The following is a 14,510-nucleotide window of genomic DNA, read 5'->3' as shown; positions in this document are numbered from 1 at the left end:
ATGAAAGGTAAGCTACAATTTCCGGTTTCTTTATGCTGGTTTCTTCCCGTACTGGTATTCATGCTGGTTTCCTGCGGCGATGACGATGATTATCATTATCCGTCCGTAAAACTGGACTTCCTGACTGCACAGGCCGGTGCCGACGGCAGCCTGCAATCCGTGCTGACGGATGAAGGCGAAACACTTGCAATAGTGGAAGATGCGTCGAAAACACGTATAGACGCTAATGCCTCTGCCCGCATTGTCAGCAACTATGGCAAGGCGGAAGCTGCCGATGGGACATCCGGAGTGAAATTGTATGCAGTATTGAGTGCTATATCGCCTGTGCCGCAGTCTGCGGATAAATTTAAGGATGGAATCAAGCGTGATCCGGCAGATATACTGAGTATCTGGATGGGAATTGATTACCTGAACATAATGCTGGAAATCAAGTCGCAGAACGGAAAGCACTCGTTCCATTTCATTGAGGACGAAGTCACCACGGACAAAGAAGCAGGAACCCGGACGGTACGTCTGTCTCTCTATCATGATGATGGCGGAGATGTGCAGGCATACACGAAACGTGCGTATGCATCCGTTCCGTTACGGCAATATGCAGAGGATGGAATTGATAAAGTTACAATCTATTTCAGCTTAAACACGTATTCCGGCAAAGAAGTAACTTATGAATTTGAATATACCCCCCAATAAGATGAAAATAAATTCTTTGATTGCAGGCATCTGCCTATTCTTCTCCTCTCTTTTCTCCTGTCAGCAGAAAGGAGATTTCAAGTCTGTATCCGTGGAAGATTTCTCCACGCTGATAGCCAATCCTGAGATACAACGTCTGGATGTACGCACCGTAGCCGAATACTCGGAATCACACATTCCCAAAAGCATCAACATCAATGTACTTGATAAGACTTTTGCGGAAATAGCCGACTCCACTCTACAGAAAGATAAACCCGTTGCTTTGTATTGCCGTAGTGGTAAACGCAGTAAAAAGGCTGCCGCTATACTCAGCGAAAAGGGATACGTGGTTTACGACCTCGACAAAGGTTTCGAAGAATGGAAAAAAGCCGGAAAGGAAATAGAGGAATAATAAGGGAAAAACGTTGGTGTAACTAATACATTTCAGATTCATAACGTATTAGAAAAGAACAAAAGTGATTAGTGTTTAGTGATAAGTGATAAGCGCCATTCGGTATATTATTTTTTAGACGCGGATGACACGGATAACGCGGATTTAAAAGGCTGCGCTATAAAAGTGGATAAAAAAAAGATCCGCGTCATCCGTGTCATCCGCGTCTAAAAGATTATTTATCATTTAACTCATAACCCTACAGAAAGAAATTAATTCCGCTAAAGCTTTATCGTCACAATAAGAAAAGCCGCAAAGCACTGTTATCAGTCCTTTGCGGCTTTCTTATTCTTTATTACAAAGAGTTTACTTATGCTTTCACTCCGTTGTATTCGTCAGAAACAGTCAGTTTCTTGCGGCCTTTAGCACGACGTGCAGCTAATACTCTGCGACCGTTAGCGGAAGCCATTCTCTCACGGAAACCGTGTTTGTTTTTTCTCTTTCTGTTAGAGGGTTGAAATGTTCTTTTCATTACTGTATATTGTTTTATGTTATTATTTCACGTAATCGGGCTGCAAAAATAGGGACTTTTTTCAAAATAACCAAGAGTTAAGTCTTTTTCTCTCAAAACTTTTTGCGATTTTTACTGATTTCCATTACTTTTGCACCCGCAAAGCTCAGTGGAGACAATTATATAACATCTAAAATAAAAAATATTAGTATGATTAATGCCCAAGACATTAAAATCGGAACTTGCATCCGTATGGATGGCAAGCTGTACTTTTGTATTGACTTCCTGCATGTAAAGCCGGGAAAAGGTAATACCTTCATGCGTGTAAAACTGAAAGACGTAGTAAACGGTTATGTACTGGAACGTCGCTTTAACATCGGTGAAAAACTGGAAGATGTACGTGTAGAACGTCGTCCGTATCAGTTCTTATATAAAGAAGGTGAAGATTACATCTTCATGAACCAGGAAACTTTCGACCAACACCCCATTGCCCACGACCTGATCAATGGTGTTGACTTCCTGTTGGAAGGTGCTGTGCTGGAAGTAGTATCTGATGCTTCTACTGAAACAGTTCTTTATGCTGATATGCCTATAAAGGTTCAAATGAAGATTACTTATACCGAACCGGGTGTAAAGGGTGATACAGCTACAAACACGTTGAAACCTGCTACTGTAGAGTCTGGTGCAACTGTGCGCGTTCCGCTGTTCATCAATGAAGGTGAAACAATTGAAATCGACACTCGTGACGGTTCTTATGTAAGCCGTGTGAAGGCATAAGCCGGTCTCCGCCTACATAGTACGATTATACAAGCTGCCTGTCAGAAGAATTAAACACTTCTGGCAGGCAGTTTTTTTTTCTATAGGGAAGCAAAAGAATATACGATTGGGAAGATTATCGGAAAAGAATGATTTATCTTTGTAAGCAATAAGCAATAGAATTGCACCATGAGTAAACTGATAAAGACAGACAACGAATATAAAGAGTGGATAGGCGAACTGAAACAGCGTATCCGCCAGAGTCAGATTAAGGCAGCGGTAAAAGTAAATACGGAGTTATTGAAACTATACTGGAGTATAGGAGGTGATATAGTCCGGTTGAAAGCGGAAGCAAAATGGGGAGATGGCATCATTGAACAATTATCCCAAGATCTAAAGACGAATTTTCCAGATATGAGTGGCTTTTCTTCGCGCAACCTTTGGTATATGAAGAAATGGTATTCTTTTTATTCTCAGCCTGATACAAAACTGCCACAAGTTGGGGCGGAAAGTAAAAGTGAGAAACTGCCACAAGTTGTGGCAGAAATAGAAAAGCTCTTTTTCGCAGTTCCATGGGGACATCAACGCTGTATCATTGATAAAATAAAGAACATAAAAGAGGCTGTATTCTATATTAATAAAACTGTAGAAAATGGCTGGAGCCGAAATATGTTACTTAATATGATAGAAAGTAGTCTCTATTACAGAGAAGGTGCTTCTATTAACAATTTCTCATCATGCCTACCGGCATCACAAAGCAGCCTTGCACAGGAACTAACAAAGGACCCTTATAATTTCGACTTCCTCACCCTGCGTGATGGTTATCTTGAACGGGAGTTGGAAGATGCCCTAACTGACAATATCACCAAATTCCTCATTGAATTAGGAAATGGTTTTGCCTATGTAGGACGGCAAGTACGCCTTGAAGTCGGTGGTGATGAATTCTTTATCGATCTGCTATTTTATCATCTCAAACTACGCAGTTATGTAGTGATAGAGTTAAAAACGGGAGACTTCCAGCCCGAATATATTGGTAAGTTAGGTTTCTATGTCTCTGCCATCAATCATGAGATGAAACTGCCACAAGACAATCCAACTATAGGATTGCTAATTTGTAAAAGCAAGAACAACATAGTGGCACGATATACACTGGACACAGCCAACCTGCCCATCGGTATCTCTGAATATGAATTAAGTCAGCTTTACCCAAAAGATTTCAAGAGTACCCTGCCCAGCATTGAAGAAATAGAAAACGAACTAAAAGATTAATACCTATGAGATACTCCGTCATTATTCCTGTATACAACCGTCCCGACGAAGTAGACGAACTGTTGCAAAGTCTGACCGAACAGAGTTTCAAAGACTTTGAAGTCGTAATTGTGGAAGATGGTTCCTCCATTCCCTGCAAGGAGGTAGTGGACACATATCAGGATAAACTGGACATACACTATTACAACAAATCGAATTCCGGTCCCGGACAAACCCGTAACTATGGCGCCGAACGAAGCGCGGGGGAATACCTGATCATCCTCGATTCCGACTGCATCCTACCCGCAGGTTATCTCGCCGCCATTGAAAAAGAACTGCAAGCCAGTCCTGCCGATGCTTTCGGCGGACCGGACCGGGCTCACGAGTCTTTTACAGATATACAAAAGGCCATCAACTACTCCATGACCTCTTTCTTCACTACCGGAGGCATCCGGGGAGGAAAAAAGAAAATGGATAAGTTCTATCCGCGCAGTTTCAACATGGGTGTTAAGCGAGACCTATATGCTGCATTGGGCGGTTTTTCAAAGATGCGATTCGGAGAAGACATAGACTTCAGCATCCGGATATTTAAAGGCGGTTACCGCTGCCGGTTATTCCCCGATGCATGGGTATATCATAAACGCCGCACGGACTTAAAGAAATTCTTCAAGCAAGTGCATAATTCGGGAATTGCGCGCATCAATCTATATAAGAAATATCCGGAATCACTGAAAGTAGTCCACCTCCTGCCCGCAGCATTCACACTAGGAGTAGCGGTACTGCTGCTTGGTGCTCCTTTCTGCCTTTACAGTCTGACGCCCATTGCTTTGTACGCACTGCTGGTATGCATAGACTCTTCCATCCAGAACCGAAGCCTGCGCATCGGCATCTATTCCATTGCCGCCTCCTTTATCCAACTCATCGGATACGGCACAGGCTTTTGGAGAGCATGGTGGAATCGCTGCATACTCGGCCAAGATGAGTTTGAGGCTTTCAAAAAGAACTTTTATAAGTGATTAGCGATTAGTGATTAACATGGAGAAACTGACTATCAATCAGTGGGCGGAAGAAGACCGTCCGCGGGAAAAAATGATGCTGAAGGGAGCGGAAGCCTTGAGCGATGCTGAATTGCTTGCCATCCTTATCGGTTCGGGAAACACAGAAGAAAGCGCGGTATCACTTATGCAACGGGTACTTTCCACTTGCGGCAACGACCTCAATCAATTGGGTAAATGGGAAGTGCAGGACTTTTCCAGCTTCAAAGGCTTCGGTCCCGCCAAGAGCATCACCATCATGGCAGCATTGGAACTGGGTAAACGCCGCAAGCTACAGGAACGTCCGGAGCGTGCCACCATCCGCTCTTCCAAAGACATCTACGAAATCTTTCACCCGCTTCTTTGCGACCTGACACACGAAGAATTCTGGGTTTTACTCCTTAACCAGGCTTCCCGCGTCATCGACAAATCCCGCATCAGCCGCGGCGGCATCGACCAGACTACTGCCGACGTACGCAGCATCCTGCGCGAAGCCTTAATACAACGAGCCACGCAAATAGCTCTGATACACAACCATCCTTCCGGCAGCCCACGCCCCAGTACAGACGACCAACGCCTGACGCAACTTGTCCAAAAAGGCGCTCAGACAATGAACATCCGTCTCATCGACCACGTTATTGTAACAGACGGAAAGTATTATAGCTTTAACGATGAAGGAATGATTTAAGAGAAAGCATTAAAGGAAGTCACCCGGATCTTCCTTACCGCTCATGTAAAAGATGGCATCTTTTGCTACGAAAGGTGGCATCTTTCACATCAAAAGATGGCATGTTTTGCTACAAAAGATGGCATCTTTTGCATGGGTGGTAAGAAAGATACAGATGAAAGATAGTAATGTTTGATGTAAAAGGTAGTAATGTGCTTAATAAAAGGTCTTAATATTCGAGTTGCAGAGTGCCTGTGACAGGCTTTTTCAAAACCCGTTCCTTTGTAGTTTCAATTTATTTCTTTAGCTTTGCTTCACGAAGATGAGTTGCATTCAGCATAATGCAAATAAATTTGCTTCTGCTTCCGGTTTCAACTATCTTTGCCTAACTAAAATGAAACGAATATGACCAAGTTTGAAATAGAAGAAAAAATAGTAGCGATGCTCAAAACCGTATTCGACCCGGAAATCCCGGTAAATGTATACGATCTGGGACTTATCTACAAAATAGATGTCTCCGACAGCGGAGAAGTAAATATTGATATGACCTTGACAGCCCCCAACTGTCCGGCAGCCGACTTCATCATGGAAGACGTGCGCCAGAAAGTGGAATCAGTTGACGGTGTATCTGCCGCCACCATCAATCTGGTGTTCGAACCGGAATGGGACAAGGACATGATGAGCGAAGAAGCCAAACTGGAACTGGGATTCCTGTAATTTGTAATTAGTAATTTGTAACTCACCAGAATAGCACGGTTATGAAGAATGTATATTTCCTTTCGGACGCACACCTCGGCTCACGTGCCATCGAACACGGGCGTACACAAGAGCGACGCCTCGTTAATTTCCTCGACAGTATCAAGCACAAGGCTTCTGCCGTATACTTACTGGGAGATATGTTCGACTTTTGGTATGAATTCAAGACCGTTGTGCCGAAAGGATATACCCGTTTTCTGGGAAAGCTGTCCGAACTGACGGACATAGGAGTGGAAGTGCATTTCTTCACAGGTAACCATGATATTTGGTGCGGCGACTATCTGACCCGCGAGTGCGGCGTCATCATGCACCGCGAACCGCTCACCACGGAAATATACGGCAAAGAGTTCTACCTTGCCCACGGCGATGGTTTGGGCGACCCCGACAAGAAGTTCAAATTTCTGCGCTCCATGTTTCACAGCGAATTTCTGCAAACCCTTTTCTCCGCCATACACCCGCGTTGGAGTATGGAGCTAGGACTGAATTGGGCAAAACATAGCCGTCTGAAACGTGTGGACGGCAAGGAGCCCGACTATATGGGTGAAGACAAAGAATTCCTGGTGCTCTACACCAAGGAATACCTGAAAAGTCACCCGAATATCAATTACTTCATCTACGGACACCGCCACATCGAACTGGACCTGATGTTGAGCGCCACCGCCCGTGTCACCATATTGGGAGACTGGATTAATTATTTCTCCTACGCCGTATTCGACGGTGAGAATCTCTTCCTTGAGAACTTTATTGAAGGAGAAACCAAACTATAATCCATCCCGGAAGCCCCCCTTAAAGCGCCAACCAACCGCCCAATCCGATATGAACCTTTTAAGACTGAAACGCCTTTTCGCCGGATGTTTGCTTGCCGTAAGTATCCTTCCGGCATGGGGACAATCCGCCCCTACCCTTGCTATCCGCATCGACGACCTTGGAGCTTTCCACTCCGTCAACGAGGCTTGTATTCAAACTTATCAGTCGGGCATCGCCCGCTCGGTAGAAGTGATGCCTGTAGCCGCCTGGTATCCGGAAGCCGTTCGTCTGCTGAAAGAAAATCCGGGATTGGATGCCGGACTACATTTAGTCATTACCAGCGAATGGGAAAATGTAAAATGGCGCCCCCTAACGCATTGTCCCAGCCTGACGGACGAGAACGGATATTTTTATCCGATGATGGGGGCTAATCCGGCCTATCCGGGACAGTCGGTTATGGAAAACAAATGGGATATCAAAGAGGTGGAGCAAGAATTCCGTGCGCAGATAGAAATGGCACTGAAGAACATTCCCCAACTCAGTCACATGACAGGGCACATGCTGTCCACCGGATTCACGAAAGAAGTGAACGAATTGGTGTTGCGACTGGCAAAGGAGTACAACCTCCCTTCCATCGACCGCATGGATTCACCCGAAGATTACCGGTTCACCTATATCGGATATGATGGCCCGAGCCGGACATCGGCTGAAAAAGAAGAGAGCTTCATCCGTTCCCTCAATAAACTGGAAGCCGGTAAACGGTATCTGTTCCTCGACCATCCGGCACTGGATAACGAAGAAATGAGAACCGTCTTTCATATCGGCTACGAACAAGTAGCACTCGACCGGCAGGGAGTGACAGACCTCCTCACCAGCCCGCGCGTAAAGCAAGTCATTGAAGATAAAGGCATCAAACTAATTTCCATCAACCAGTTGACAAAAGGACTTCCACGTAGCACTGCCTCTAAAAAACTGGAGAAAGCTATGGAAAAATACCTGGATGCAGTGCAGAAAGCTAACCAGGACCTGCACAGCATCATGATAGTGCAACATGGTAACGTGCTTGCCGAAAAGTGGATAGGTGAAGGGAAAGAAGATGAGCCGCACATTCTGAACTCTGTCAGTAAGACATTTACCGCCTCGGCTGTAGGACTCCTCATTTCAGAAGGAAGGCTAAATCTGACGGATAAAGTAATCTCTTTCTTCCCGGATAAGCTACCCGCAAACGTCAGTGAAAACCTAAAAGCCATGACTATCCGCGACTTACTGACTATGACTTGCGGACATGATACAGCCCCGAGCGTCAATACCCAGGCTACTGAAACTCCCGCCAAGGATTGGGTGGAGCAGTTCCTCGCTCATCCCGTAGAACATAAGCCGGGCACTTTCTTTGCTAATAACAGTCTCGGAACCTATATGCTTTCCGCCATTGTGCAGAAAGTGACCGGAGAAAAGCTAGTGGATTATTTATATCCACGACTGTTCCGTCCACTGGGCATCGTCAATGTGAAGTGGCAGGAAAGCCCGCAAGGAATCAATTGCGGCGGTTGGGGACTATACCTCAAAACCGAAGACCTTGCCAAGATGGGACAACTCTTCCTGCAAAAAGGGAAGTGGAATGGCCGGCAAGTACTGTCGGAAGAATGGATTGCCGAAACTTCCGCCCGTGCCAATGGGGCCAACGGACAATATATCCTCGTAATTCCTGAAAAAGACGCCGTTATTGCCGTTACAGCACATATCGAAGACATGCAGGTTGAACTGGATCTAATCTGGAAATACCTGCTCCCGGCACTGTAAACAGATGCTTCGTCTATTTAATCTTCTGTAAATGGCCACAAGAAAAGGGAAATGTACAAAACCTTTTTCACCGCAACCTTGTAGTATATCCATAAACCATTAAAAATATACAGTTATGGATGATTTGATTTACAGAAACAATGCGATTGCCGAAGAGAATATCGACCCGCATGGTCGTCCGGCAAAGGATGAATTTGAAGAATTCAGCGAGGAGGTTTCCGAACATACGGACCTTGGATACAAAGAACAGAAAGTAAAGTCCGCAAAGGACCGTAAGAAACGTCTCAAGGAAATGGACGAAATAGTCAAGGAAGAAATAAAGTAGCTACGAGATACAAGCTACGAGCTACAAGTGGCTGCGCAATTATACCGCATGGCACTTGTAGCTCGTCGCTCGTAACTGGTAGCTAGTAGTTTATTTGTATCCCGCAACTTTTGCTATACGTTTCGGGATTTCCGTATTATCATACTTACCGGCAAATTCCTTAGAACCTGCACCTACTGCATATACCGGCACATACTCTGCTGTGTGGCTGCCACTTGTCCAGCCTATCATGGCAATCTGGCTCATCACTTTTCTTGCGGTAGCAGCCAGCGGTTCAGTTTTCGAATAAAGAGTTTCTTCGAACACAACCTTATTCTTTACGAAGGATTGCTCAAATTCATCACGCAACATCTTCTCCTGTTCCCAAGTCAAAGGCAATTCTTTCCAGAAACCCATCTTTTCTACCAACAGAGCCTTGGCATCTTCCCAGGTTACATTATGACCTTTGGCTTTGCGCAAATCCGTGATAGTAGTAGAAAGTAAATCCTGAGACTGTTTCTGGTTCTTCAGAGCCTTCAAATGTAATTCATACTTGCCTGTACCCAATCCCAAGCCACCGGTTTCATGGTCGGCAGTTACTACAATCAGAGTTTCTTTCGGATGTTTTTTATAAAACTCATAAGCCACTTTAATGGCGTTGTCCATATCAATCACTTCTTCGAAAACTGTGGCAGGGTCGTTGCTATGGCAAGCCCAGTCGATCTTTCCACCTTCCACCATCAGGAAGAAGCCCTTGTTCTTGCCTTTGGTCAGGAAAGAAACAGCGCTTTCTGTGATTTCAGCGAGGGTCATATCGCCGTCTTTACGGTCAATGGAATAAGGCAGACAAGAAGGATTAGCACCGTCTTTCTGGATAAGAATCATCTTATCAGCCTGGGTGGACTTAACCTTAAAGTCATCAATACCTTTCGCAATGGTGTAACCGGCTTCCTCAATGATCGGGAAAATGCTCGGAGCTTCTTTCTTATCAGCGGTAGTAGTAGGCTTCAGAAAACCACCACCTGCATAGAAGTCAAAGTTAGCCTTCGGTAAGTCAAGGGCTATTTCATAATACATGCTGCGGTTAGGCTGATGAGCATAGAAAGCGGCAGGAGTAGCATGGTCTACACTGACACTGGTAGTTACACCGACTTTCTTCCCGGCCTTCTTCGCTTTTTCGGCAACTGATTGAATCACATTCTTCTGGTCATCCATACCGATGGCACCATTATACGTCTTCACTCCGGTAGCCAATGCAGTTCCGGCAGCGGAAGAGTCCGTAACCGAATTAGTGGCAGAGAAAGTAGTGGCAACACCTACAGCCGGAAACTGAGTGAACAGCAACGGCGTCACGCCAATGCGTCCTTCCTGTTCAGCCAGGTACATTTCCGTACCGTTCACTTGGTTTACTCCCATTCCATCACCGATGAAATAGAATACATACTTTGCCTGTTGCGCATACGTCGCGCCTGTTAACAGGACAAAGAGCAATACATACATGAATCGTTTCATAAGTTGGTATATTTAAAGTAGTTTGAATAAATGTCGCTTTCTCTTAAATGACAAACAAAGATAAGGAATTTACCCCAGTGACCGGAGCAGATATTGTTAAAAAAATAAAGCCGGAAGGCAATCCGCATTGCTTCCGGCATTATTGTTACATCGCGATTGCGACGCTATCTACTTTAAAAGGATTATTTCTTGTTCAGGATAGCCATTGTATCCGAAGCAATCATCAGTTCTTCATCAGTCGGGATTACTACAACTTTCACCTTAGAATCTTCAGCAGAAATCACTGCTTCTTCGCCACGAATCTTATTCTTCTCCAGATCCAGCTTCACGCCCATGTATTCCAAACCTTCGCATGCACCGGAACGACAAGAAGCCTGGTTCTCGCCTACACCACCGGTAAATACGATGATGTCTACGCCACCCAAAGCAGCAGCATAAGCACCAATATACTTTTTGATACGATAGAAATACATCTTTTCGGTCAGGTCGGCCATTTTATTGTTACCGGCAGCAACGGCAGCCTCCAATTCACGCATGTCACTGGATACGCCGAAGATACCCTTTACACCGCTCTTCTTATTCAGCAAGTCGGATACACCGGCAGCAGTCAGGTTCTCTTTTTCCATGATGAAAGTCACAGCACCGGCATCAATGTCACCACTACGGGTACCCATCATCAGACCTTCCAGCGGAGTCAATCCCATACTGGTATCTATGCTCTTACCATCCTTAACAGCAGTGATAGAACCACCGTTACCAATGTGGCAAGTGATAATCTTCTTTCCCTCTGGACTCACTCCCAGATACTCACACACGCGTTGTGAAACATAACGGTGAGAAGTTCCGTGGAAACCGTAACGACGCACACCATATTTCTTATACAATTCGTAAGGAATGGCATAGAGGTAAGCATAGTCCGGCATAGTTTGATGGAACGCTGTATCGAATACACCGATCTGCGGTACATTCGGCAATATGGCAGAGATGGCGTTTACGCCTTTCAGGTTAGCAGGATTGTGAAGCGGAGCCAGGTCGTTGCAAGCCGTGAAAGCATCCAGGACTTCCTGTGTCAGCAACACAGATTCGCTGAACTTCTCACCACCATGCACCATACGGTGACCTACTGCGTTGATTTCATTCAAAGATTTGATAGCGCCAAATTCAGGGCTGGTCAGTGTATCCAGAATAAACTCCACACCTACGGTATGTTCGGGAATATCTTTCTCCAGAACTTTCTTCTCACCGTTAGGCAAAGTAAACTTCAGGAAAGAGCCTTGAAGGCCTATTTTTTCAATACCACCCTGTGCGATCACTTCTTTATGATCCATATCAAACAACTTGTATTTGATGGACGAACTACCGCAGTTCAATACTAAGACTTTCATTTTATATATTCAGATTTAATGGTTATTTTTGATTCTTTGCTGCAATAGCCTGGTTGGCAGTAATTGCAATCATGCGATAAACATCTTCGATGGAGCAACCGCGTGACAGGTCGTTCACCGGACGGGCAATACCCTGCAAAATAGGACCTACCGCATCTGCATGCCCTAAACGCTGTACCAATTTATAAGAAATATTACCTACTTCAAGGCTCGGAACCACCAATACATTCGCATTTCCTGCAATTGCAGAACCCGGAGCTTTGCTGGCACCTACTTCCGGAACCAATGCAGCATCAGCCTGCAATTCACCGTCGAGAGCCAAGTCGGGATCCATCTCATGTGCAATCTTTACAGCCTCAATCACTTTATCCACAACTTCGTGCTTAGCAGAGCCTTTGGTTGAGAAGCTGAGCATTGCCACTTTCGGTTCCATGCCTACTACAGACTTAGCCGTGCGAGCTGTACAAACAGCAATCTGAGCCAACTGTTCTGCATCGGGCACCGGAGTCACAGCTACATCCCCCATTACCAAAATACCATTCTTTCCATATTCAGGAGCATGCGTCAACAACAACATTGCACCGGATACACAAGTAATGCCCGGAGTTGTCTTAATGATTTGCAATGCCGGACGAAGTACATCGCCTGTGGTGTTGCGTGCACCTGCCAACTGACCGTCAGCATCGCCATTCTTAATAATCAGACAGCCCAGATAGAGCGGATTAACTACCAACTTACGAGCTTCTTCGATAGTCATGCCTTTTTTCTTGCGAAGTTCACAAAGCAATTGCGCATACTCCTCTTTCTTCGGATGATTCTCCGGATCGATGATTGTAGCCTTGCTGATGTTTCCAAGTCCCCATTCTGTTGCACAAGCATTAATTTCATCCGGATTACCCAGAAGAATCAGGTCAGCAACTCCGTCTGTCAAAATTTGATTGGCAGCTTTCAAGGTGCGTTCTTCCGTTCCTTCAGGAAGAACAATACGTTGGCGGTCGGCTTTCGCACGCTCAACGATTTCATTAATTAATCTCTGCATATATATAAATTGTGTATAAAAATCCAGTAGACGTGTTATTCACGCCGCAAAAGTACACAATTTTGCAATATCAACATTGCAATTCGGGGCATAAAAATGCCCCGAATTGCAATTATTATAATATTTAACACTAACGGATGATTTCTGGAGCCACTTGTTTGTACTGGTCCATGCAGGCACCGATGGGTGCTCCGATATAGGTGGGATCGCAAATCAGATATTTACTGCCGTCATCCAGTACCACATAGTCTCCCGGAATGTCCTCGGTAAAGCGGACAGCCGAAGCAATATGGTTAGGATAATCCAGCAAGATAGTGTCCAGACCAAGCAAATCTCTCACTAAAGTAGAGTAAAGCATTGCGCGGTCTTCGCAGTCACAATAAGGATAATAGAATGTTTCGTCCGGGAAGTTTGGCTTTTCAAAGCCGAATTGTTCCCCGTCCGTCATGTACTCAAAAGCAGTCTGCACAAAGTTGAGCAGAATATTGGCAGCCTCTTTCTGCGATTTACCCGCAATAGCGGTTTTCAGTTGCGGATAAAGGGAAGCACGCAATTCCTCACTCATCGGTGTTTTGTAGTGAATCACGACATCACACTGGGGGTAATCGTAGTAAAAGTCTATCAGATTCTTATTCACTTGTGTCTGTACTTTCACAGCACCTGTAGAAGAAGTCAGACTCTTTTCAAATTCATTCATGGAGAAAGCGGGAACACCCTCTATATTCAAGCATACCAAATTCTTAGCATTGGCAAAGTCCTGACGATAGGTATAAATCCCCATCGAACTTCCCGGTGTCGGTTCAAACACATAATACTTATTACCGCTTATAGTAAGATAAGGTGTACCGTAAATAGTACCGGCAGGTGCAACCATCAACTTCAACTGGTCGTCAATCTTGGCAAGGCGTACCTTATACCCGGATTTATTCAGAAGAAACATCTGCAAGAATACAATATTATTCGTATTTCCGGCACCGTATAGTTGTGTTCCAATCTGTTTCGTAAACAACAGATAGGCCCAATCGCTCAAGTTCTTCTCCTTCTTGATGGTCATACAATCCTTCACCATCTGCTCGTAATCCCTCTTACAAATAGCTTTCCAGGCATCCGCCACATCGGACTCACGATTACCTTTCAGAGAAAGATCGTCCGCAGCTTCCAGAGCAACTTCAAAAGAAGTACCGTAAAATTCTACAGGAGTGCGATACACCGTACTCCCCGGTTTTACAGGAGGTACTTCAACCAACACAGGAGTATAAGGCTTACCCGGTACATATACGCCCGGAGCAGGTTTATCCTCAATGGCAGGCAGGTCAGGACGTTTCACATCCACCGGAACCTTCTCCCCCATACTGGGCACAGGAGCATCCGGCACCTTCGGAGCGGCAGGTTTAATATTCACCGGCGGCATCGTCGGCTTTGTCTTGTCAAACTCTACCGGTTTGGGTGGTTCGGGACGTTCAGGAGCCGGAATCGCAGCAAATGCTTCATACTTCTGCCACGTTTCCCGCAAAAAGGTTTCAAACTCCGCGTCCGCCTTATTCTTGAAATCTTCAAACTCTTGTTGTTGCTGCTTTGCGAAATCATCGAATTCTTTCTCAATGTCTTGCGCACACAAGTGTGTCGCCGACAAAAAGAAGGCAACTAAAGCAGCAGAAAAACACTTCATCTTATTCATCTGTACAATAGAT

The 14,510-nt window shown here is 45.1% G+C and carries 15 protein-coding genes; 10 read left to right on the top strand and 5 right to left on the bottom strand.

All coding sequences use genetic code 11. The features are described 5' to 3' along the window. Window positions 1-690 carry a NigD-like C-terminal domain-containing protein gene (locus K429_RS0100600; RefSeq protein WP_007210641.1) on the top strand — a complete coding sequence of 230 codons (690 nt, stop codon included), beginning with the start codon at window positions 1-3 and terminating at the stop codon, window positions 688-690. Beyond that, entirely contained in the window at window positions 665-1,081 is a 417-nt protein-coding gene (locus K429_RS0100595) for a rhodanese-like domain-containing protein (RefSeq protein ID WP_007210642.1), read from the top strand. The genes K429_RS0100600 and K429_RS0100595 overlap by 26 nt, the downstream gene beginning before the upstream one ends. 349 nt (window positions 1,082-1,430) lie before the next feature. Here K429_RS0100595 and rpmH read toward each other — a convergent pair whose 3' ends face one another. Continuing rightward, complete coding sequence (rpmH, locus tag K429_RS0100590; RefSeq protein ID WP_002558970.1) at window positions 1,431-1,592, bottom strand: 50S ribosomal protein L34; 162 nt, start codon at window positions 1,590-1,592, stop codon at window positions 1,431-1,433. Window positions 1,593-1,781: 189 nt separating this feature from the next. Between rpmH and efp the strand changes: the two genes are divergently transcribed. The 8 genes from efp to K429_RS0100545 all read left to right on the top strand — a co-directional run bounded on the left by efp (window position 1,782) and on the right by K429_RS0100545 (window position 8,904). After that, window positions 1,782-2,348 (top strand): elongation factor P, encoded by a 567-nt coding sequence (gene efp / locus K429_RS0100585; protein WP_007210643.1) that lies wholly within the window; start codon window positions 1,782-1,784, stop codon window positions 2,346-2,348. 168 nt (window positions 2,349-2,516) lie between these two features. Next, entirely contained in the window at window positions 2,517-3,596 is a 1,080-nt protein-coding gene (locus K429_RS0100580) for a YhcG family protein (RefSeq protein ID WP_007217049.1), read from the top strand. Between the two features lie 5 nt (window positions 3,597-3,601). Beyond that, the gene (locus K429_RS0100575; RefSeq protein WP_025725715.1) at window positions 3,602-4,591 is read left to right on the top strand and encodes a glycosyltransferase family 2 protein; all 990 of its coding nucleotides are present in this window, start codon (window positions 3,602-3,604) and stop codon (window positions 4,589-4,591) included. 19 nt (window positions 4,592-4,610) lie between these two features. Then, window positions 4,611-5,297 (top strand): DNA repair protein RadC, encoded by a 687-nt coding sequence (gene radC, locus K429_RS0100570; RefSeq protein WP_025725714.1) that lies wholly within the window; start codon window positions 4,611-4,613, stop codon window positions 5,295-5,297. A gap of 384 nt (window positions 5,298-5,681) precedes the next feature. Next, entirely contained in the window at window positions 5,682-5,993 is a 312-nt protein-coding gene (locus tag K429_RS0100560) for a metal-sulfur cluster assembly factor (RefSeq protein WP_007210649.1), read from the top strand. 41 nt (window positions 5,994-6,034) lie between these two features. Continuing rightward, window positions 6,035-6,799, top strand: a complete 765-nt coding sequence (locus K429_RS0100555; protein ID WP_007217047.1) for a UDP-2,3-diacylglucosamine diphosphatase — start codon at window positions 6,035-6,037, stop codon at window positions 6,797-6,799. 49 nt (window positions 6,800-6,848) lie between these two features. Further along, on the top strand, window positions 6,849-8,579 hold the full coding sequence (locus K429_RS0100550) for a serine hydrolase (RefSeq protein ID WP_025725713.1): 1,731 nt from the start codon (window positions 6,849-6,851) through the stop codon (window positions 8,577-8,579). Window positions 8,580-8,694: 115 nt separating this feature from the next. Continuing rightward, window positions 8,695-8,904, top strand: a complete 210-nt coding sequence (locus K429_RS0100545) for a hypothetical protein (protein WP_007217045.1) — start codon at window positions 8,695-8,697, stop codon at window positions 8,902-8,904. Between the two features lie 90 nt (window positions 8,905-8,994). Here K429_RS0100545 and K429_RS0100540 read toward each other — a convergent pair whose 3' ends face one another. From K429_RS0100540 to K429_RS0100525, 4 genes are all read right to left on the bottom strand, one after another. Next, window positions 8,995-10,395 carry an alkaline phosphatase gene (locus tag K429_RS0100540; protein ID WP_025725712.1) on the bottom strand — a complete coding sequence of 467 codons (1,401 nt, stop codon included), beginning with the start codon at window positions 10,393-10,395 and terminating at the stop codon, window positions 8,995-8,997. Between the two features lie 182 nt (window positions 10,396-10,577). Next, window positions 10,578-11,780 (bottom strand): acetate kinase, encoded by a 1,203-nt coding sequence (locus K429_RS0100535; protein WP_007210656.1) that lies wholly within the window; start codon window positions 11,778-11,780, stop codon window positions 10,578-10,580. Window positions 11,781-11,802: 22 nt separating this feature from the next. Beyond that, window positions 11,803-12,819 (bottom strand): phosphate acetyltransferase, encoded by a 1,017-nt coding sequence (gene pta / locus K429_RS0100530; RefSeq protein ID WP_022209660.1) that lies wholly within the window; start codon window positions 12,817-12,819, stop codon window positions 11,803-11,805. Window positions 12,820-12,949: 130 nt separating this feature from the next. Further along, on the bottom strand, window positions 12,950-14,497 hold the full coding sequence (locus K429_RS0100525) for a hypothetical protein (protein WP_025725711.1): 1,548 nt from the start codon (window positions 14,495-14,497) through the stop codon (window positions 12,950-12,952). Window positions 14,498-14,510: the final 13 nt, after the last annotated feature.

It is taken from the genome of Bacteroides sp. 14(A), assembly GCF_000526555.1.
Classification (GTDB): domain Bacteria; phylum Bacteroidota; class Bacteroidia; order Bacteroidales; family Bacteroidaceae; genus Bacteroides; species Bacteroides cellulosilyticus.
This window is presented reverse-complemented; position numbering and strand designations above follow the sequence as displayed.